The sequence below is a fragment of the Mangrovibacterium sp. genome, from assembly GCF_041596335.1.
Taxonomy (GTDB): Bacteria; Bacteroidota; Bacteroidia; order Bacteroidales; family Prolixibacteraceae; genus Mangrovibacterium.
This window is the reverse complement of sequence record NZ_JBFHIT010000027.1, coordinates 24,868-45,329: the sequence shown is the minus strand read 5'-3', so window position 1 is coordinate 45,329 and position 20,462 is coordinate 24,868. Positions and strand designations below refer to the sequence as shown.

The window sequence follows — 20,462 nt, the reverse complement described above, 5'->3', positions numbered from 1 at the left end:
CACCTAAAACACGTCAACTTTTCATACATTTATTTGTAAAATTATTTGACACCCTAAGACAGGGAAACTCAAAATACCCTTACTTTAAAAAAAAATGATTCGACATGGCAATTGCAGCAACTATTTTAGTGGTAGATGACAAAAAAAATGTGTTGAGTGCCTTAGAGTTATTACTGGAAGATGAGTTTGAAAAGGTGATCACACTCAACCATCCAAAATGTTTAATAAGCACACTACAGCGGGGAAATGTGGATGTTGTTCTTTTGGACATGAATTATACAGCGGGGCAGGCCAATGGAAACGAAGGAATCTTCTGGCTTCAGGAAATAAAAAAATTCAATAAAAACATTGAGGTGGTTTTGTTTACTGCTTACGGAGATGTGGCACTAGCTGTAAAAGCCTTAAAAATGGGTGCTTGCGATTTTGTGCTTAAACCCTGGGACAACAACAAATTGATTGCCACTCTGAATGCAGCAGTAAAACTGAGCAAAAGTAATACTAAAGTGCTTGAACTCAAACAAAGTGAACGCGACCTTAGACGAGTAATTAATAGAGAAGCTCCGCGCTTGATTGGGCAGTCGGCTTCCATGCTGAAAATAAAAGACCTGATTTCTAAGGTAGCCAAAACCGATGCCAATGTTTTAATTACTGGCGAAAATGGTACTGGGAAAGAAGTGATAGCCCGAGAAATTCATCGGCAATCCTTGCGCGCAAACGAACTGCTGGTGACGGTTGATGCCAGCGCCCTACCCGAAAACTTAATTGAAAGTGAACTTTTCGGCCATAAAAAAGGAGCTTTTACCGATGCCCGCGAGGACCGCATTGGGAAATTTCAGCTGGCACATAACGGCACTTTATTCTTAGATGAAATTGGAAATATTCCGTTGTCGATACAAAGCAAATTGCTGGTTGCCCTGCAGACCCGAACCATCACTCCTTTGGGGTCGAACAGAGAAATTCCGATAAACATCCGATTGATATCAGCGACCAACTGCAACATTGATAAAATAATTGAAGAACAGCGTTTTCGCGAAGATCTTTTGTATCGCATAAATACGATTAACATTGAAGTTCCGCCACTTCGTGAACGTCATGAAGACATTGCTTTACTCGCCCACTTTTTTTATGAAAAGTATGCCCACAAGTACATGAAACCACAGGGTAAAATTGGGGAGCAAGCTATAAAAAAGCTACAAAAACACCAGTGGCCGGGCAATGTGCGGGAGTTGGAGCACACTATCGAAAAAGCAGTAATTTTATGCGAAGATCAATCGATCGGTGCCGATTCCTTTTATTTTAAATCAGGCACTACGGCAGAATCAATGGCTTGTGTTACGATAGAAGAAATGGAGAAACAACTGATTTCACGTGCACTCGAAAAGCAAAACGGAAACCTGAGCATGGCGGCCAAACAGCTGGGAATCACGCGACAAACGCTTTACAACAAACTTAAGCGCTATGATATCTAAACATCTATATTTCAGACTGGCTTCGTACATAGCTGCTTTATGCATAATTGCCATTGGCACTGGCTACTACATCGCCGTTTTCGGTACTTCTACCATTCTTTTTTTCAGTTTGCCACTAATTTTCCTACTCGCTGTTTCCATGCTCAACTTTCTAAATAAAACCAACCGCCGTATGGCCTATTTTATCGATGCTATCAGAAACGACGATACCAGCTTGCAACTGCCCAAAGATATTAAAGGAAAAAGCATTGAAGAGCTATACGGCAGTTTAAGATTTTTGAACGAAAAACTGAAGCAAAAAAAGATTGACATCAGTTACAAAGAGCAGTTGCTGGAAACTTTGATTGAGAACCTGAGTGTGGGCTTTATTACCATTGATGAAGATGGAAACTTTGAAGTACTCAACCACAACGCCCGGTGCTTTCTGGGAATAGAATATACATCGAACCTGAACCGGCTACGCGACGACAACCTCGAATTGTACCACCAGTTTACCAAAATTAAACCGGGCGAAAACCGTATTCACCGCCAAAACGGGAAGCACGGGGTTACGGTGCTTTCCATTTCGGCGGTGGCAATTAAGTACCGCGACAAAAGTTATAAAATAATCTCACTGCAGGACATTTCGCGCGAACTGGATGAGCAGGAATTGGCAGCCTGGCATAAATTATTTCGGGTAATTACCCACGAAATAATGAATTCGATTGCCCCCATAACATCGCTTACAAAAAAACTAAGCTCTTTCTTCACCAACGAAGAAGCCATAAAAAATCCGAAAGAAATTACACAATCGACCATTGACAAAACGGTGAAGGGGCTGAATGTGATTGACGACATGAGCAACGGCCTCATCAACTTCGTAAATAACTTTCGGCAATTGAACAAGGTACCCACGCCCAAAATCAGCCGCATAGAAGTTACCGAATGGCTGCTAAAATTGAAATTTCTGATGCAGGAAACCGCAGGGAAAGAAGCACCTGAAATTTTCATAAAACTGGACCAGTCAGTTCAGGAACTTTACGCTGATGAAAATCTAATCAACCAAGTGTTTATCAATCTATTTCTGAACTCACAACAAGCTCTCAATGGTGCTGTCGATGGTAAAATTGGGCTGACTGTGGTTGGACTGGAAAACGGTAGAACCGAATTTAGTTTTAGCGACAACGGGCAGGGAATTTCATCGGAAAATATGGAAAAAGTGTTTATCCCGTTTTTCTCAACCAAGGAAAACGGTAACGGAATTGGACTTAGCTTGTCAAAGCAAATTATCCGCTTGCACGGCGGACAACTCACCTTGCAATCGGAACCAGGAAAAGGTACCATAGTTACCATTTGCATTTAGCTAAACACCACCACTAAAAAGAATATTTGACCTGACATGAAAAGCAAGAAACAATAACCCAAGTTGTCAAATAAATTCACAACCGAATGTAAAATAATTTGACATCAAAACGGCAATCGATTTATCTAAATTCCTATTTCTATGTCGATTATGAATTTGGCATTGTTATAGGTATTTCCTCCTGTGCAGATCTTTATCAACCATCAATTCGGTACACCTTTTAATACCAGAACTATGAATTTTTTGAACCTAAAATTATTCTTTCGCAACTTAAAGCGGGATAAGTACATCTCTTCAATTAATGTAATTGGACTGGTAACGGGCATACTTAGTGCTTTATTTATTTTTGAGTACGTGTACTACGAACGCAGTTATAACAGTCACAACGAAAATGCTGATAATATATACCGCTTGGCCTACAACCGTTACGACGGAAACGAAATCCTATGGGAAACGGCCAATTCGTTTTTCCCGGCGGGCGACTGGCTAAAAAGCAATTACAGCGAAGTGATGAATCAGTCGCGCATCACACCAAAGCATAATATTACGATTAGTTACAGCGAAGAAAATGGCGGCAAAGTCTTCTTTAATGAAAAGAAAGCTTACTACGGCACAGCGTCCATGTTCGAGGTATTTACCATTCCGCTGGTGCAGGGCTCAACCAAAGGTCTCGAAAAGCCTTTCACTGTCGCCATCTCGCAACGTGCTGCCGAAAGATACTTCGGCAGAGATAACCCAATCGGAGAGATTTTAAGTGTTGATGGCAGCGAAAATTACGAAGTTTGCGCTGTTTACGAAAATGTTCCTACCAATTCTATCATTAAAAGTGACTTCTTTTTTTCAATGGAAACCCTATACCACTTCAGGCCTAATTTACGCACGGAATGGGGCTACGACTACGGAACGACTTACCTGCAGCTAAAACCAGGAACCGATTACCTGGCTTTCTCGGAAAAAGCTTTTCCCCGAATGGTTGCCGACAACTACAAGGAACGACTGGATCGCGTAAATAAAAGAGATGTGTTTTACCTACAACCCTTGCAGGATATCCACTTAACTTCGAACATTGAATACGAAACGGAGCCACCCGGTAACGGAAAAATCATCTCCATTTTGTGGGGTTTCTCTGTCTTTCTGCTGATTGTCGCCTGGATTAATTATATAAATCTGACGACCGCCCGCGCTGTTGAACGCGCCCAAGAAATTGGCATTCGCAAAGTTAATGGTGCGTCGCGACTCTCGTTAGTTAGCCAATTTCTGCAAGAAGCGCTACTTTTTAATCTCATATGCTTGTTTCTTACCCTGCTACTTTTTGTTATTCTCAACCCATTATTCAAATCGGTCACCAACATTGGCGATTTCAATCTTTTCCGGTATCCCGGATTTATCTTTACCGGCTTGGCTGCCTTCTTTGTCGGAATTGCAGCGTCCTGCATTTACCCTGCAATTATCCTTCAATCGTACAAGCCAGCTGCCGTTTTAAAAGGAAAACTAAAAAACTCCGCAGATGGCATTTTTTTCAGAAAAGTAATGGTCACCGTGCAATTTATTATATCGGTAATATTGCTGTGCGGAACATTTGTAGCCACAGACCAGGCAAACTATTTGATGGAGAAAGAAATGGGAGTAAATTACCATAAAAGCATGGTAATTAGCGCTCCGCGCACCGGCGAAGCCCAATCCGAATTGCACAATAAATTATTGGTGCTAAAAAATAAGTTCATGCAACTGCCAAAGGTGGAAGGCTCAACATTTACATCGGATGTACCTGGAAGAGAAATTGAAACTTGGTTTGGTTGTTACAGAAAAGGCTACAATGCCAGCGATGCTAACGGTTATTTTCAAATCGCTGTTGACGAATACTTCATGGATTTCTATGATGTTAAAGTGCTTGCGGGGCGAACCTTCCGAGAAGGTGAAACTGAAAAACACAATACAATTATCATGAACAAGAAAGCGGCTGAACGTGCAGGGTATTCCAGCGTAGACGAAGCCGTTGACAAAACTGTGATAAGCGGAAAGAATGAACTACGAATAGTGGGTGTAGTAGATGATTTTCACTATAAATCCATAAAAAATCTCCCCGTTCCAACTGTAATTACACTTAGCGATGCAAGAAAAAAATACCTGACCTTAAAATTTAACGACGAAACCGCCAGGGATGTCGGCTCAATTATACCGGAACTTGAGAGTATTTACCAAAAAAGCTTCCCCGACCAACCTTTTGACTATTATCTGCTTGATGATCAAATGCAAATAGATTTAAAACCGGACAAAACCTTTTCGTTTGTGTTCGGCCTATTTTCAGTACTGGCCATTCTTATTGCTGTTATTGGAATTGTTGGCCTGATTCTAATTACCATTAGCCAACGCATGAAAGAAATCGGCATTCGTAAAGCCCTGGGTTCCGAATTGCACCATGTTTCCGGATTATTGATAAAAGAGGTATCGGTGCAGATAGTGTTGGCCATTATTATTGCGACTCCATTGGCATGGCACGGTTATAAAAACTGGTTTCTAAATAGTTACATCCACCATATAGAACTTAATATCTGGATGTTTGTGGCACCCATAACAGTTCTGGTTACCATAGTTTTCCTAGTTATTCACTCACTTGCAGCGAATGCTTTTAGATTAAATGTTTCTGAGGTATTGCAGAACGAATAGAATCGGCTAAAAGTCAATTTAAAATCGTAAAATGAGCATGAGTATAGAGTAACTGGCAATCAAATACGATGCTATCCTCACGGATCAAACAGCTCTAATCTAAAATCGTACTCAGGGTATTCGGAACTATTGAGCATCTAGCATCTCTTTTCCACTTAAGATACAGAGCAACTTTATAACTCATTGCGTTGAGAAACATTTGGGGTTTACCGATTGGTTACGAATCAACGGCATCACCGAAAAAAACCCCAGCCCTTGCGGACTGAGGTTGCGGTTGTTTGCAGATCGATGTTTTAGTCGAAAAAAAAGGGGGATGACTAAAACGAAATCCAACCGATATCTTTCTTTAATAAGTTCAAAGTCTCTTCCTCTCGTGAACCGGCTACGGGCTGAAAATCGTAAGCCCATGAAGCCATTGGAGGCATGCTCAGCAAAATAGATTCTGTGCGTCCGTTCGACTCCAGACCAAATTTTGTACCACGATCGTACAGCAAGTTAAATTCGACATAACGCCCTCTTCTCAAATATTGCCATTGCTTTTCATCGTCGGTATATTCTTTATCACGATTGGCATTCAACAGCTCCTTGTATATCCGGGGATATGCCTGAGTCAGATCTCTGGTAAAAGCAAAAAGCTGCTCAAAAGCCAAATCATCATCAGCCGACTGATGGTCGAAAAAGATACCTCCAACACCACGAGTTTCATCACGATGTTTTAAATAAAAGTAATCATCGGCCCATTTCTTAAAATTCGGGTAATAATCCGGACTAAAAAGATCGCAAATGTTTTTAAGCTCGCGATGAAACCAACCGGCCTCTTTCTTATTCACGTAATGTGGTGTGAGATCGATTCCGCCTCCAAACCACGAATGCCCTGAGCTCAGCTCAAAATAGCGAACATTCATATGAGCGATTGGAGCATGCGGATTGCGCGGATGGATGATCGATGAAATGCCGCTGGCAAAATACTCCTGTCCTTCGTCTATTTTCAGGGCTTTACGCATATTTTCGTTCACTACCCCGTTCACTGCTGAAAAGTTTACGGCTGCTTTTTCGATGGCCGAACCATTTTGAAAAACCATGGTAAACCCTTCGCCAATATCTTTGGTCCAATGATCGGTTTTAAAAACACCACCACCGTCGGCTGTCTCCAGTTTTTGGCAAACCTGTTGCTGCAAGTTTCTGTAATGTTTTGCGATTTGATCTTTTCTCATCATTCGTCGTGGTTACTTGATCAGTAATTCAGCCAATTCCCGTCCCTGCTTAATTCGGTCAGCCATTCCAATTCCATCGCGCAAGTTTCCGGCCAATAACAAACCCGGATAATTCGCTTCAATCTCGGCGACTGCTTTCATTTTTTGTTCCGATTCAGCCCCATACTGCGGTATCGCATGTTGGTAACGGTTAACAACCATCAGATCGGGATTCCACTTGGTTAGTCCAAGCATTTCTGTTAGCTCTTCAGCAACAATACTTTTTATATCTTCATCACTCAGCTTCACCATCTCGGGTTTACGCACTCCGCCCAGAAACGTCGAAATCAATGCCCCTCCATTCGGTGCACGATCTTTCAGAAACGATGACAGAAACAAAGCGCCCAACACCCGGCGATTTTCACAGAACGGCACCAATCCGCCAAAAGCTTTCAATTCGCGTCCTTCCCATTTCCGAAATCCGACCGACACCTGCACAACTTTCGCATACGGAAGCTTGGTAATCGATGTAAGTTTATCGGTGGCTAAAAAAGGAAACATCTCAGGCAATGCCCACGCTCCTACGGTTGAAACAACACAATCAAAATGAACCGTTTCATTCTGATTATATGAAAGCGAATAGCCTGATTCTTCTGCACTAACTTTAATGTCTGCTGCATTCAGAATCAATCGTTCGCTACCTATTTTTTGCACTAACGCATCAATTAAGTTCGACAAACCACCTTCTAGCGAAAACACTTCGCGAGTGGCTTTTTTGTCGCGTTCACTTTTGGGTTCTTTGGCCTTTTTGATACTACCTCCAATAAAACTTCCATATTTCTGCTCCAGATTGTACAATTTTGGCAGTGCAAATTTGGTCACCAGCTTTTCCGGGTCTCCTGAATAAATCCCCAAAATAAACGGATCGACCGCATATTTCAGGAAACTCTTTCCCATTCGGCGGCGCACCAAATCAGCCAAACTTTCGTTCGGGTTAGTTCCCGGTTTACGAAAAGGCTCGCCCAGCAACCGCAGTTTATCGGAGAAGGAAAACAAGGGGGTTGTTATGCCGCCAAGCAAGCCCGAGGGCAGCGCGACCCAACGACCGTCTTTCCAGATCCAGCGATATTTGGCATCCTCGTCTGCTATTTCAAGCCGGCACAAATCGCTCAGCTCTTCGATCAATTCGGCAGCCTCTGGCGTTCCCAGCACCCCGGTACTCGGACCATTCTCATACGTGAAGCCGTCCGTTCGGCAAGTTTCAATAACCCCGCCTACCCGGTCAGCTTTTTCGAAAACAGTTACCTCAACGCCTTGCTTCCTCAAGTAAAAAGCCGTTGTAAGACCTGTTAGGCCTGCTCCAATAATAGCTACTTTTTGGCTCATTACACTGATTTTGAAAATTTGCGATTCGGATCACCAACATGAATATCGAAAACAGCGGCTATATTTCGTAAAACAAAGCGACCCAAATCATAAATAATAATCTCATCATCATTATATTCAAGCAAATGATCGGCGACAAACGGGTTGAGTTTTTCGTTGCTGAAGTTGAGCAAGTTTTTAACCTCTTCCGGCTGCAGGTTAAACCGGTCGCCAATTTTTGTCCACGACAGGTATTGGTTGCACATAATTTCATTGATGATCTGCCGAATAATTTTTTCTGTCGGAGTCAGTATATAGCCTTTCACCACAAGAGTCTCACCTTTATCGATATGTTCAAGATATTCACTTACGGTGCGCGAATTTTGCGCATAAACATTCTCCAGCTGGCTGATTCCGGTGACGCCGAACGCATACACCTGCCCTGTTGTTTCGCGGGTACAATAGCCTTGAAAGTTCCGGTGCAAAGTGCGACTTTGCAAAGCCTTGCTCATCTCGTCTTCGGGGCGGGCATAGTGGTCGAGCCCAATTGGTACGTAACCCGCTGCTTTCATCTGCGCCCACGAGGTTTCAAACATTTTCACTTTCTCGTCAGCTGATGGCAGCCCATATTGTTCCAGTTTTTGCTGAGCCTTTTTCACCCAGGGGACATGTGCGTAGGAAAAAGTCACCAACCGATCGGGCGCAATTTCAATAGCCCTGGCAATTGTTTTGGCAAACGACTCGCCGGTTTGGAATGGCAAACCGTAAATAAAGTCGAGATTAACTGTCATTCCCTGATGCGACTTGATCATGTGAACCAACTCTTCAATCGCAATTTCGGGCACCTCGCGGTGGACTGCCTTCAGCACATCTTCGCGAAAGTCTTGCACTCCCATGCTGATCCGGTTAAAGCCAAAGGAAGCCAAATCATCAATGTATTGTTTATTCAAGGCTGCCGGATTACATTCAATCGCTATTTCCGGCTTGTCGATAAACTCAAACTCAGAGTTCAATACCGCCATTACTTCGCCAATGTATGATGATGGAATCGCGTTTGGAGTACCACCGCCCCAATGTATTTGTGAAACTTTGCGGCTTTTATCAAGCAACGGGCGAATCATCTGAATCTCTTTTATCAACGCGTCGACATAACGACGCATCAAATCGGCATCTTTCGTAATGTGCGTATTGCAGCCACAATACAAACAAAGTTGTGTACAAAACGGAATGTGAATGTAAATAGATATGTTTTCGGGCTGTTCACTATTCGACTCCGTTACGGCTTTCAGATAATCAGCCGTACCAAAATTAGCCTCAAAAAAGTTAGCAGGAGGATAACTCGTATAGCGAGGTACCGGTACATTATATTTTTCGATTAAATCGACAGGTATCTTCATAATATCATCAAATTATTAGGCTCTGGTGGACTGTGGTATGTTCAAAACAGTTCGACTATCAGTCCTGTTCATTTTCTTTCAACGAGGTCTAAAAGTAGGAAAAATATAACAGATGGGGAAAGACTTATTTCGTTGCGAAAATTGAGATCAAACTAGCCAAACCAAAACAACAAAAACCACTATTCAACCTGTACGTTGGTCCTTCAGCATTATCATGAAACAAAAAAAATGAATACGGACAACATGATCGCTCATCCGTATTCATCAAACTATTTGTGAACTAATTTCTAACGCCAACTGAATTCTGAATCGATCGGATTAAGCAAACTCAAACCGTTCGAAATAAAATTACGTTAGCTCGTTTTTTAAACTTTCAAAACAATCCGATACCGGGCTTTCCCGGCTTCCAAATGGGCCATTGCTTCGTTTACCTGATCCAGCGGAAACTCTTCAACCATCGGATAAATGTTGTGACGAACACAAAATTCCAACATTGTTTTAGTGAGAGCCGGGCTACCTAGCGGACTCCCCGCGACCGATTTTTCACCCATTATCAACGAAAAAGCAGGAATTTCCATGGGTTCCAACACTGCACCAACTGTATGCAATCTTCCTTTTGGTGCCAGCGTCAATAAATACGAGTTCCAGTCCAGTTTCACATTCGTTGTATTCAGAATAAAACTTAGGCTTCCGGCAATACTTTCCAGCTCTTTGGGATCTCTCGAATTAATGACTTTAGTTGCGCCCATGGCCAATATTTGTTCCTTTTTGTCCGGATTTGAACTAAAGGCGACCACCTCGCACCCCCATTTATTCAGAAATTTTAAGGCCATGTGTCCCAATCCGCCAATACCGATTACCCCAACTTTATCAGTCGGTTTTACACCTGCCAAAATAATTGGATTGAAAACCGTGATACCTCCGCACAACAACGGACCTGCCTTCTGAATATCAATCCCTTGGGGAAGCGAAATTGCCCACGACCAATGGCATCGCACATAGTCGGCAAAACCACCATGCCGTCTGACAATGGTACCTTCAATACTTGTACAAAGATGATGACTACCCTCCATACATTGATCGCAATGCATACAGGAAGCTGAATTCCATCCAAGCCCAACAAAATCATTTACCCGAAGGTTTTTCACTTCGTTACCAACAGCCACCACCTGTCCGATGATTTCATGCCCGGGAACAAACGGATATTCAGTCATTCCCCACTCGTTGTTTAGCATGCTTAAGTCGGAATGACAAATGCCGCAATAATGAACTTTAATATCGACCTGTTCGCTCTCCAAAGCGGGTAATTCGTATTCAAATGGACTCAATTTTCCGGCAGCTTTGCTTGCTGCGTATGCTTTTACCTTCATTTTATAATTGAATTAGAATTGTGACTATTTTCGAATAAAGTTACGCTATTTTGCAAAAAAACACCAAAAGGTCTGTATCTCAAAAATAAGGGATACAAATACCTACATATCAACGATACTAAACACACCAGACAGTACTTCTCATCGTACAATCATGACCAATCTGCCGATTTTCATTTCTCGCCAATCCCGGGTTTTCAGCCCTTGCTCAACGGCCATTCCGGTCATCACATCCATTTTATCCCCGAAGCCCTCCATGAATTCGGCCAACTGGTTCATGTCCTTATAAAAGCTATAGGCTATGTGGGTTCCGTAAACATCATTACCTACCGGAAGAATTGCTTTCAACAATCCCCAGTGAGCTTTCTTTCCATCGTCGACCAATTGCTGATGCCAGGGTTTAAAAATTTCAGACTCGGCTTCCTCATAGTTTTCAGCCACTTGCTTCATGATATCCAGAGTAACAATACTGCCAACCTTCATTTGATAGTCGTCAGTGGTTTTGTCAATACCGACCAACAAAACCTGATGAGCCAAATCTCTCGACTTTACGGTCATATCCATAACACCCCCAAATTCCTCATCGGTCATATCGGGGTAGGCTTTTTTTGCGTAGCTCGTAATATCCAGAGAATTCATCGAATTAAGCATGTCTTTTAGACTCGCAAAAATCGTGACCGTTAAAAATTGAGATCCCTGCTTTGTACCAGAAGGGGTCAACGACCAGAGGTCCCAACCAATAATCGAGCTATCGGCTACTCGTTGCTGATGAATTCCTGACCAAAAAGATTCAACTTGCCAATAGGCATTGCCATTTTCATCAGGCACTTCCATAAATTCGAATAATAGAAATTCCGTGGCAGGTTCTTGCTGTGCATTGACTCCAATAGCCAGAAATATGACTAATGTTGCTACTAAAACTATTTTCATCTGTATTTTTTTAATGTTTGATTTCCGACCTGTTGAGAAATTGAAAAAGTATTATCTCTGCAGGATCGTTTCGTAAATATTCGACGGGGTGATATCTTTGGGAAGAGAGCAAATGATATTTTGCTGATTTTTCACGGAGCAGCGACCAACAATCGCACACTGATTCACTGATAATCAATCAATCAATCAATCAATCAATCAATCAATCAATCAATCAATCAAGAATTAAGAATCGTTGCCGTATCCACTGCTTGAATAAAGTGGCTGACTTTTCCGTCTTTAAATGCCCAGGTATGGGTCGCATGAGCCCTAAATGGCTTTCCTGTACTTTTCAACACTCCGGTGTAATAGCCAACCATAACTATTTTGTCACCTCCGTCAACAAAGTCGGAAATTTCAAGATTGAAATTATCAAAAAACTCAGGCAGCCGGGCCAGAACCTTTTCGACAGCAGCTTTGGCTCCAATGTAAACGGCATCTCCTTCAACCATCGGCATACCGGGACATTCTTCCCAAACAATATCATTGTGCCAATTCGCTGCAACAGCCTCAACATTGCCTTTGGCAAAATCCTGATATCCTTGTTTCAGAACTTCTAAGTTTTTCATATTTCAAATTTTTGGGCATTGAACTAGTATCAGAAAGTATATATTATAGTACAGCCCCGTTGAACGTGCTGCTGGTATTTTTACTGGAATTTCGGGGTGAGATCTGAACGTCATAAGCAAACAACTGATCATTTAAATCGGTAAAGGATCGCAAATACGAACTCCAAACGAAATCAACAACATGCTTATAACTCTTCAGAATTTAAAGTTGTCGCTGCTACTCACTACTACGACCTATGCAACCTGATTAGTTACATTTTATTTAGATTTATTAAAAATAAGCAACACAAAAGGGGGCTGCATGCTGGAGTACGAGCGTGACAAACCAATCACCCGGTTATTTCTGAATGAAACACAGTCAGCATCTGACGATCAATAATCATTGCATCCTATTGTACACTGTATTAAGACCGAAAAAAAGTAACATTTTATAAATTCTAAAAGCAAAAATTATCGCAGTCTGGCCAGACTATCTTTTGATCAACTCATCGATTTTCAATGGAACTTTAATCTGTTTTGCCGATTCGCGACGAGTCAACAACATAGGAGCTGATACGCCCAAAGCCAAACACATGAGGACAAAAAACGCTATTAACCCGTTATTAACCGTTTCACTTAGCAATTGTCCGTATATCTCGTGGTCGACTTCGCCGGTAAGATTGATAATTCCAAGCATCATACGATAAGCAAAGGCTCCGGGAACCATTGGAATTACAGCTGGAATAGCAAACACAAATGGCGGAGCATGACGTAAATGAGCGGCTGAAATACTTAAAAAACCGACCAACATGGCACCGAAAAAAGAACCCAGGATTATTCCTCCGCCGAGTTTCATCGTAAAGAATTTCAAACTGCCTCCTAAAGCTCCCAGCACAAAAATCACCCACAAAGTACGCGGAGGAACGTTGAACAGCACCGCAAAACCCACCGCAGCAAATCCCAACCAAATCCATTTTTCAAAAAATGTAATCCACTCCATCGGTTTAAATATTATAAATTAGAATTGTACACAACATGCCTAACGCTATTGAAAAGGAAATCATCAAACCATTCATTCCACGAACCAAGCCATTCATGATATTTCCATCCAGTAAATCTGACAATGAGTTGATCAGCGGAATTCCGGGAATAAGGTACAAAACTGAGGTCGCAAAAGCATGTTCAGGTGTTGTACCAAGATGAAATTTGACAGCACTTCCGGCAATTAAACACGAAGTAAATGCGGCAAAAAATATACAGAGATACGGATTAAAACTTTTTTTGATAGCCTCCTGCCGAATGAACAAACCACTGAAAGTAGCGACGTAGCAAAACAACATTTCAATCGGGCCACCGCCGAACAACCGGCAAAAAGAAGCTCCGGCCAGGGCTACCGTCAGCAAAATAACATAGCGCGGATAGTGCGGAAGCGATTTTAACCGCTCAATTTCGTCCCAGACCTTTTGAAAATCCCAAGCTTCTTCGACAATCCGCCAGCTCATTCGGCTAATTCCGCTAACCATCTTGAAATTAGCTCCGTGGGGCGACGTTCGTTTCAAACTACTATAAAAATAGTCCGATTCTTCATCGAAGACAGTCAACATTAATGCCCGGTGAGTTATCAGCAGTTCGGCACTGTAGCCATAAGCTCCGGCAATACGCAAAGTTGTAATTCGTATTCGTGACGAATTAGCTCCTGATGCCATCAACAAGGCTCCTACCTCAAGTAAGATTTTGCTCAAATCCTGAATGCGTTTTATTTTTGCGTTTTCCATTGCGACTGGTTATTTTGAATGGCGAAATAAATGAATTTTCATAGTCTGTAGGCCATTTTGCAGAGACTCGTTAATTGAATTTAAACTAATCTTATTGCAGCAGATTCAGCGACTACTGAATTACTATGTTCAATCGCCAGCCATTCAATCCAAATTCCAGGCTTAAAACAATCGACTTTAAAACCAGGCATCAGAGCAGGATTTGTCAGTTCGGTAAAAACCATTTTCATATCTCACTTTTTTTCTCCTTGTGGTAAAACCGACACGTTATTTTTGTTAGTTAACCTGATAACCAACGCACAAGATAGAGTAGAATAATTGCGACACACCTGCCGGTTAAATTAGAAAACAACTAAAAAAAAGATTACTTTTATGTGGAACAGAGAGCATAAATCAACCACTATGACGTTTAGTTCGGGTAATTTAAAAGTGATGAAAATTAAATAAAACACAACAATTCCGAACATTTGCACGAACAACGAACGCCCGAATGACATTTTGTATACATTTGGATTAATTAAATGATCAATTTGAAAGACAGGAAAACTTTTCCTTCTTAAAATCCGTTATTACAAAAACCTCATGGCAGCAATATGACAAAAATAGACTTCCAACAATATGTAACTGAAGGTTTCTTCGATGAAACTTTTGACAACGACAAACAAGTCAGGCCTCATTACGCCCTTTTTATTGACCGGCTAAAGAAAATGGGGTTAAAAAAACTCAATCTGTTGCAACACTCAACCGACAGAGTTCAGATGTCGTTAGGAATGACATTTAACGTTTATAGCGACAACCAGGGAATTGAGCGAATTCTCCATTTGGATATCATCCCACGCATTATTAATGGTCAGGATTGGGACTTTCTGGAGAAAGGATTGAAACAGCGAATTCAGGCGATGAATTTATTCATTGATGATATTTACAATGATCAAAAGATTCTAAAGGATAAAATCATCCCCAAGGAATTAATTTTTTCAAGCTCAACCTACCTGAAGCAATGTATTGGGCTAAAACCACCCAAAGGGGTTTGGATTCATATTACCGGAACCGACATTATTCGCGGTGGCGATGGAGCTTACTATGTATTGGAAGACAACCTGCGCTGTCCTTCCGGTGTTTCGTATATGCTCGAGAATCGTGAAATATTAAAGCGCTCCTTCCCCGAAGTATTTGAAAAACTAAATGTTCGGCCGGTATATGATTACACGCACTACCTGCGCGACATGCTCGAATCGCTATCACCAGTTGCACCGGCATCCATTGCTGTTCTTACTCCGGGTATTTACAATTCGGCTTACTTTGAGCATGCCTATCTGGCTCAGCAAATGGGAGCCGAATTAGTTGAAGGCCGCGATTTAGTTGTTAAAAATGACTTTGTATACAAAATCACCACGAAAGGATTGAAACGGGTTGATGTAATCTACCGTCGGGTTGACGACGATTTTATCGATCCTGAAGTTTTTCGTCCCGATTCGTTGCTAGGCACACCCGGCTTGTTTCGTGCCTACCTGAAAGGCAATGTGGTGTTGGTGAATGCCCCCGGAACCGGCGTGGCCGATGATAAAGCTGTTTATGCCTATGTTCCGGAGATCATAAAGTATTATTTAGGCGAAGAAATGATACTCCCCAACGTTCAAACTTACATTTGTGACCGCAAAGACGACCAAAAATACGTTATCGAAAATATTGCTGATCTGGTTGTGAAGCAAACCGATGCTTCCGGTGGATATGGAATGCTGATCGGACCAAAATCGACTAAGGAAGAACAAGCTGAATTTATACAGAAAATAAAGAAAAACCCTCGAAATTATATTGCTCAGCCTACCATTAACCTTTCACGCGTTCCGACCCTTACCGAGGAAGGAATAGAAGGTCGTCACGTTGATTTGAGGCCGTATATTCTATACGGATCAGAGATGAAAATCATTCCCGGAGCGCTTACCCGTGTAGCATTGAAAAAAGGTTCACTGGTGGTAAACTCATCTCAAGGTGGAGGTAGCAAAGACACGTGGGTTGTTGACAATTTATAAAACGAAAAAACATGCTGAGTAGAGTAGCAGACGCAATGTACTGGATGAACCGGTATATGGAACGGGCAGAGAACTATGCCCGCTTTATGGATGTAAGTTTTAATCTATCGCTGGAGTTGCCACCAAATGTTTCAGAACAATGGCAACCCTTGGTCGTTACAACCGGTGATTGGGATTTATATGAATTGATGCACAAAACTATCGACAAGGAAAAGGTGATTTATTTTCTTGGGTTCGACCCCAAGAATCCAAATTCAATCTACAATTGCATTGTTAATGCGCGTGAAAACGCACGTTCCATTCGTCCCGAAATTACCAAAGAGCTTTGGGAACAGGTTAATTCCCTCTATTATCTGGTTAAGAACGGGTTGTCGAAAAAGATATGGACAAAACGAGATCCCAGAATATACTTTGATGAAATAAAAAAAGGTTGCCAGCTATTCTGGGGAATTATCGACGCGACCATATCTCGTACGGAAGGCTGGCATTTTGGCCGAATTGGAAAACTACTTGAGCGAGCCGACAAAACATCGCGGATACTGGATGTAAAATATCACCTGTTATTGCCATCGCCAAAAGATGTTGGCACTTCAGTCGATATCATCCAATGGGCAGCTTTGTTAAAATCGGTTAGCGCGTACGACATGTACCGGAAACTTTACGGAAAACTCACTCCGGCAGGAATTGCTGAATTTCTGATTCTGGACAAGGAATTCCCACGGTCGATCACAATGTGTCTGGAACATACAACATTATCACTGAAGGCTATTTCCGGTCAAACGATCGGTTACTCCAATCGTGCAGAGAAAGAAGTCGGGCAGATGACTTCGCAGCTTGAATACACCGATATTACCGACATTATAAACACCGGGATGCATGAATATTTGGATAACATCCAAATCAAACTCAATAACGCAGCTCAGGCTATTTCCGACTCTTTCTTCTCGATCGAAAACAATGTTTCGAAATCGTAATTACCAAATTATAAACTGCTCATGGCTTTAAAAGTTGTCATTTCTCACAAGACGATCTACAAATACGACCGGACGATAAACTTATCGCCGCATATTTTTCGTCTCCGTCCGGCTCCTCATAGTCGAACACCAATTGAAGCTTATTCGATTAAAATAAAACCGGAAGAGAACTTTTTCAATTGGCAACAAGATCCTTTCGGCAACTACCAGGCCCGATTGGTGTTCCCCGAAAAAACCAATGAGCTATCAGTCGAAGTTGAAATTATCGTTGATCTGAAAACGATCAATCCATTCGATTTTTTTATTGACGAATCGGCAACGGAATATCCGTTTACCTACGACGAAACTCTTCAAAAAGAACTAATCCCCTATCTGGAGATCAGAGAAAGTGGTCCGCTTCTGAAAGAATGGTTAAAAACGGTCAACTGTAAATCCCGTAAAACAATTGACTTTTTAATCGACCTTAACCAAAAGCTATACAAGCATCTCAATTATACCATTCGGATGGCACCGGGTGTTCAATCATGTGAAGAAACGCTTCAGATAGGAACCGGATCGTGCCGCGATTTTGCATGGCTACTAGTTCAGGCTTTGCGTCATCTGGGAATTGGTGCCCGCTTTGTTTCGGGTTACCTCGTTCAGCTGGCTGCCGACGAAAAATCGCTTGATGGCCCCTCGGGACCGGAAGCTGATTTTACCGATCTTCATGCCTGGGCTGAAGCCTATATCCCCGGAGCCGGATGGATTGGTTTCGATGCCACTTCGGGCTTGCTGGCCGGCGAAGGACACATTCCGCTGGCTTGTACCCCATCATACGAAAGTGCCGCCCCAGTGACCGGCTATACCGATGTTTGTAAAACCGAGTTCTTTCACAGCAACACAGTTACTCGTATTTTCGAATCACCCCGGGTCACAAAACCCTATACCGAAGATCAATGGGAATCGATTTACAAACTGGGGTTCGAGGTAGAAAAAGAACTTCAGAAAGGCGATGTGCGTTTGACAATGGGTGGCGAACCAACCTTTGTTTCCATTGACGATATGGAATCGGAACAATGGAATACAGCTGCCGACGGACCGCATAAACGTGAACTGGCGTCCAGGCTATCCACTCGTCTGCTCAGCCGGTTTGGTAAAGGCGGGCTCCTGCATCATGCACAAGGGAAATGGTATCCAGGCGAACCCTTACCTCGCTGGCAAGTTGGCATATATTGGCGAAAAGATGGTCTTCCGGTCTGGAAAAATCCGGAACTTCTGGCTTCTTTCACCGACTCCTACAAACCTGCTCCGGAACTTGCCGAGAAGTTTTTAAAAACCCTGACCAGCTACCTGGGAATGGACGCAGAAACAATTATCCCGGCCTATGAAGACGCTTTCTACTTTTTATGGGAAGAAGGACGCCTGCCTGTTGATGTCGATCCATTGAAAACGGATCTGAAAGATCCGTTGGAGCGGCAAAAATTAAGTGAACTACTAAATAAGGGAATGAACGACCCGGCAGGTTTCGTGCTTCCCCTAAACCGATATAAAAATCATTGGATCAGTAGTAAATGGGAATTTCGACGCAAGAACTTATTCCTAACTCCCGGAAACTCACCGGTGGGATTAAGACTCCCTCTGGGTTCGCTTCTCGAGAGCCCGACAATCGACAGCGAGCCTGTTTTTGAGCCCGATTTGTATGCTGAAACTGGTTCGTTGGGCGAGTATCATGAGGTCGTGCAACAACGAAAAAATGCCGGAGTACCTAAAATCACCCAAGCCTTACCGTTTATTCGCACCGCCATCTGCAGCGAAATTCGGGATAACAAACTCTATATTTTCCTGCCTCCGCTCGATAGCGCTGAAGTATTTCTGGATATGGCGGCCGCTCTCGAGGCAACAGCTGTAGAATTGCAGGTTCCGATTATACTGGAAGGTTACGAACCTCCACGCGATAATCGGATGGAGCAACTAAAAGTAACCCCTGACCCTGGTGTTATTGAAGTGAACATTCATCCGGCCAAAAACTGGAAAGAACTAACTGACAACACACTTGCCTTATACGAAGAAGCCAAGCTTGCCCGACTGGGAACCGAAAAGTTTATGCTCGACGGAAAACATACCGGAACAGGAGGCGGCAACCACGTTACGCTAGGCGGCGAACGACCAGCAGACAGCCCGCTACTACGCAGGCCTGATTTATTACGTAGCTTATTAACCTTCTGGCAGCATCATCCGGGACTTTCCTATTTATTTTCCGGAGCTTTTATTGGTCCTACGAGTCAGGCACCAAGGGTTGACGAAGGCCGATACGAAAACCTCTACGAGCTGGAAATTGCCTTTGAGCAAATACCCGATGGACAAGATGTACCTTACTGGCTGACCGACCGTTTGTTTCGCCACATGCTAACCGACATTACCGGAAACACCCATCGTGCCGAGTTTTGCATCGACAAGTTATACTCTCCCGATTCCTCTTCCGGACGGTTGGGAATTCTGGAGCTTCGTGCTTTCGACATGCCACCTCATGCCCGAATGAGTTTATTGCAGATGTTGCTTGTTCGAACGTTGGTTGCCTGGTTCTGGCGCCAACCGTATAAGCACAAATTGGTTAGATGGGGCACCGAGCTTCACGACCGTTTTCTGATGGAGCATTATGCCAAAGAAGATATCAAGGACGTTGTTTCGCAACTAAATGCAGCCGGATACCCATTCAAACTCGACTGGTTTGATCCGTTCTTCGAGTTCCGATTCCCACTTTACGGCATGGTCAACATTCAAGGCATTGATCTTGAGTTGCGAATGGCGATTGAACCCTGGAATGTTTTGGGTGAAGAAATGTCGGGTCGCGGTACTGCCCGTTATGTCGACTCGTCGGTTGAGCGTATTCAGGTTAAGCTAAATAATTTTGTGGACGAACGCTATACACTCACCTGCAACGGCGTAAAAGTACCACTATCTGCTACCGGCAAAAAGGGTGAGTACGTTGCAGGTATCCGATACAAAGCATGGCAGCCATGGTCGTCGCTCCACCCGACAATTGGCGTTGATACTCCGCTGGTATTCGACATTGTTGACAGTTGGAATAAACGTTCGATCGGAGGCTGTACCTACTTTGTTTCTCATCCGGGAGGTCTCTCATACGACTCATATCCGGTGAACAGCTACGAGGCCGAATCGCGCAGAATAAACCGATTCTGGGACTTTGGTCACACACAAGGAGAAATTGCTTCTCCGGAAAGTCAAATGGTTGATCAACTACCTGTAAGGTCGGTAATTGTACATTCTGATGTGAAAACATTTGATTACAAAGAAATTCCTGTAAGTTTGGAGTTCCCGCATACGCTCGATTTAAGACACAATTGGAAAATAACATAAGTT

The 20,462-nt window shown here is 42.8% G+C and carries 15 protein-coding genes; 6 read left to right on the top strand and 9 right to left on the bottom strand.

Annotated features, from left to right (window positions below; translation table 11 throughout):
• Positions 1-104: 104 nt before the first annotated feature.
• The 3 genes from ABZD21_RS11080 to ABZD21_RS11070 all read left to right on the top strand — a co-directional run bounded on the left by ABZD21_RS11080 (position 105) and on the right by ABZD21_RS11070 (position 5,478).
• Complete coding sequence (locus ABZD21_RS11080; protein WP_372775053.1) at positions 105-1,469, top strand: sigma-54-dependent transcriptional regulator; 1,365 nt, start codon at positions 105-107, stop codon at positions 1,467-1,469.
• A complete protein-coding gene (locus ABZD21_RS11075; RefSeq protein WP_372775052.1) occupies positions 1,459-2,811 on the top strand; it encodes a PAS domain-containing sensor histidine kinase in 1,353 nt (450 codons plus the stop codon). Before ABZD21_RS11080 ends, ABZD21_RS11075 begins: the two co-directional genes overlap by 11 nt.
• 234 nt (positions 2,812-3,045) lie before the next feature.
• Positions 3,046-5,478: an ABC transporter permease gene (locus ABZD21_RS11070; protein WP_372775051.1), complete on the top strand. Its 2,433-nt coding sequence runs from the start codon at positions 3,046-3,048 to the stop codon at positions 5,476-5,478.
• Between the two features lie 317 nt (positions 5,479-5,795).
• Here the strand turns inward: ABZD21_RS11070 and hemF are convergent, their stop codons facing one another.
• The 9 genes from hemF to ABZD21_RS11025 all read right to left on the bottom strand — a co-directional run bounded on the left by hemF (position 5,796) and on the right by ABZD21_RS11025 (position 14,325).
• The gene (gene hemF / locus ABZD21_RS11065) at positions 5,796-6,695 is read right to left on the bottom strand and encodes an oxygen-dependent coproporphyrinogen oxidase (RefSeq protein ID WP_372775050.1); all 900 of its coding nucleotides are present in this window, start codon (positions 6,693-6,695) and stop codon (positions 5,796-5,798) included.
• Positions 6,696-6,704: 9 nt separating this feature from the next.
• Positions 6,705-8,057, bottom strand: coding sequence for a protoporphyrinogen oxidase (hemG, locus tag ABZD21_RS11060; protein WP_372775049.1), 1,353 nt, complete (start codon positions 8,055-8,057; stop codon positions 6,705-6,707).
• Complete coding sequence (gene hemN, locus ABZD21_RS11055; protein ID WP_372775048.1) at positions 8,057-9,433, bottom strand: oxygen-independent coproporphyrinogen III oxidase; 1,377 nt, start codon at positions 9,431-9,433, stop codon at positions 8,057-8,059. Before hemN ends, hemG begins: the two co-directional genes overlap by 1 nt.
• Before the next feature lie 365 nt (positions 9,434-9,798).
• Positions 9,799-10,803, bottom strand: a complete 1,005-nt coding sequence (locus tag ABZD21_RS11050) for an NAD(P)-dependent alcohol dehydrogenase (protein ID WP_372775047.1) — start codon at positions 10,801-10,803, stop codon at positions 9,799-9,801.
• A gap of 141 nt (positions 10,804-10,944) precedes the next feature.
• The gene (locus ABZD21_RS11045; RefSeq protein ID WP_372775046.1) at positions 10,945-11,733 is read right to left on the bottom strand and encodes a hypothetical protein; all 789 of its coding nucleotides are present in this window, start codon (positions 11,731-11,733) and stop codon (positions 10,945-10,947) included.
• A gap of 218 nt (positions 11,734-11,951) precedes the next feature.
• On the bottom strand, positions 11,952-12,341 hold the full coding sequence (locus ABZD21_RS11040) for a nuclear transport factor 2 family protein (RefSeq protein ID WP_372775045.1): 390 nt from the start codon (positions 12,339-12,341) through the stop codon (positions 11,952-11,954).
• Positions 12,342-12,810: 469 nt separating this feature from the next.
• The gene (locus tag ABZD21_RS11035; protein ID WP_372775044.1) at positions 12,811-13,320 is read right to left on the bottom strand and encodes a threonine/serine exporter family protein; all 510 of its coding nucleotides are present in this window, start codon (positions 13,318-13,320) and stop codon (positions 12,811-12,813) included.
• A 4-nt stretch (positions 13,321-13,324) separates the two neighbouring features.
• Complete coding sequence (locus tag ABZD21_RS11030) at positions 13,325-14,095, bottom strand: threonine/serine exporter ThrE family protein (RefSeq protein ID WP_372775043.1); 771 nt, start codon at positions 14,093-14,095, stop codon at positions 13,325-13,327.
• 80 nt (positions 14,096-14,175) lie between these two features.
• Complete coding sequence (locus ABZD21_RS11025) at positions 14,176-14,325, bottom strand: hypothetical protein (RefSeq protein WP_372775042.1); 150 nt, start codon at positions 14,323-14,325, stop codon at positions 14,176-14,178.
• 363 nt (positions 14,326-14,688) lie between these two features.
• On the opposite strand from ABZD21_RS11025, the gene ABZD21_RS11020 reads away from it, so the two are divergent.
• The 3 genes from ABZD21_RS11020 to ABZD21_RS11010 are packed head-to-tail and all read left to right on the top strand — an operon-like array spanning position 14,689 to position 20,459.
• Positions 14,689-16,128: a circularly permuted type 2 ATP-grasp protein gene (locus ABZD21_RS11020; RefSeq protein WP_372775041.1), complete on the top strand. Its 1,440-nt coding sequence runs from the start codon at positions 14,689-14,691 to the stop codon at positions 16,126-16,128.
• A gap of 11 nt (positions 16,129-16,139) precedes the next feature.
• The gene (locus ABZD21_RS11015; protein WP_372775040.1) at positions 16,140-17,102 is read left to right on the top strand and encodes an alpha-E domain-containing protein; all 963 of its coding nucleotides are present in this window, start codon (positions 16,140-16,142) and stop codon (positions 17,100-17,102) included.
• Between the two features lie 21 nt (positions 17,103-17,123).
• Entirely contained in the window at positions 17,124-20,459 is a 3,336-nt protein-coding gene (locus ABZD21_RS11010; protein ID WP_372775039.1) for a DUF2126 domain-containing protein, read from the top strand.
• Positions 20,460-20,462: the final 3 nt, after the last annotated feature.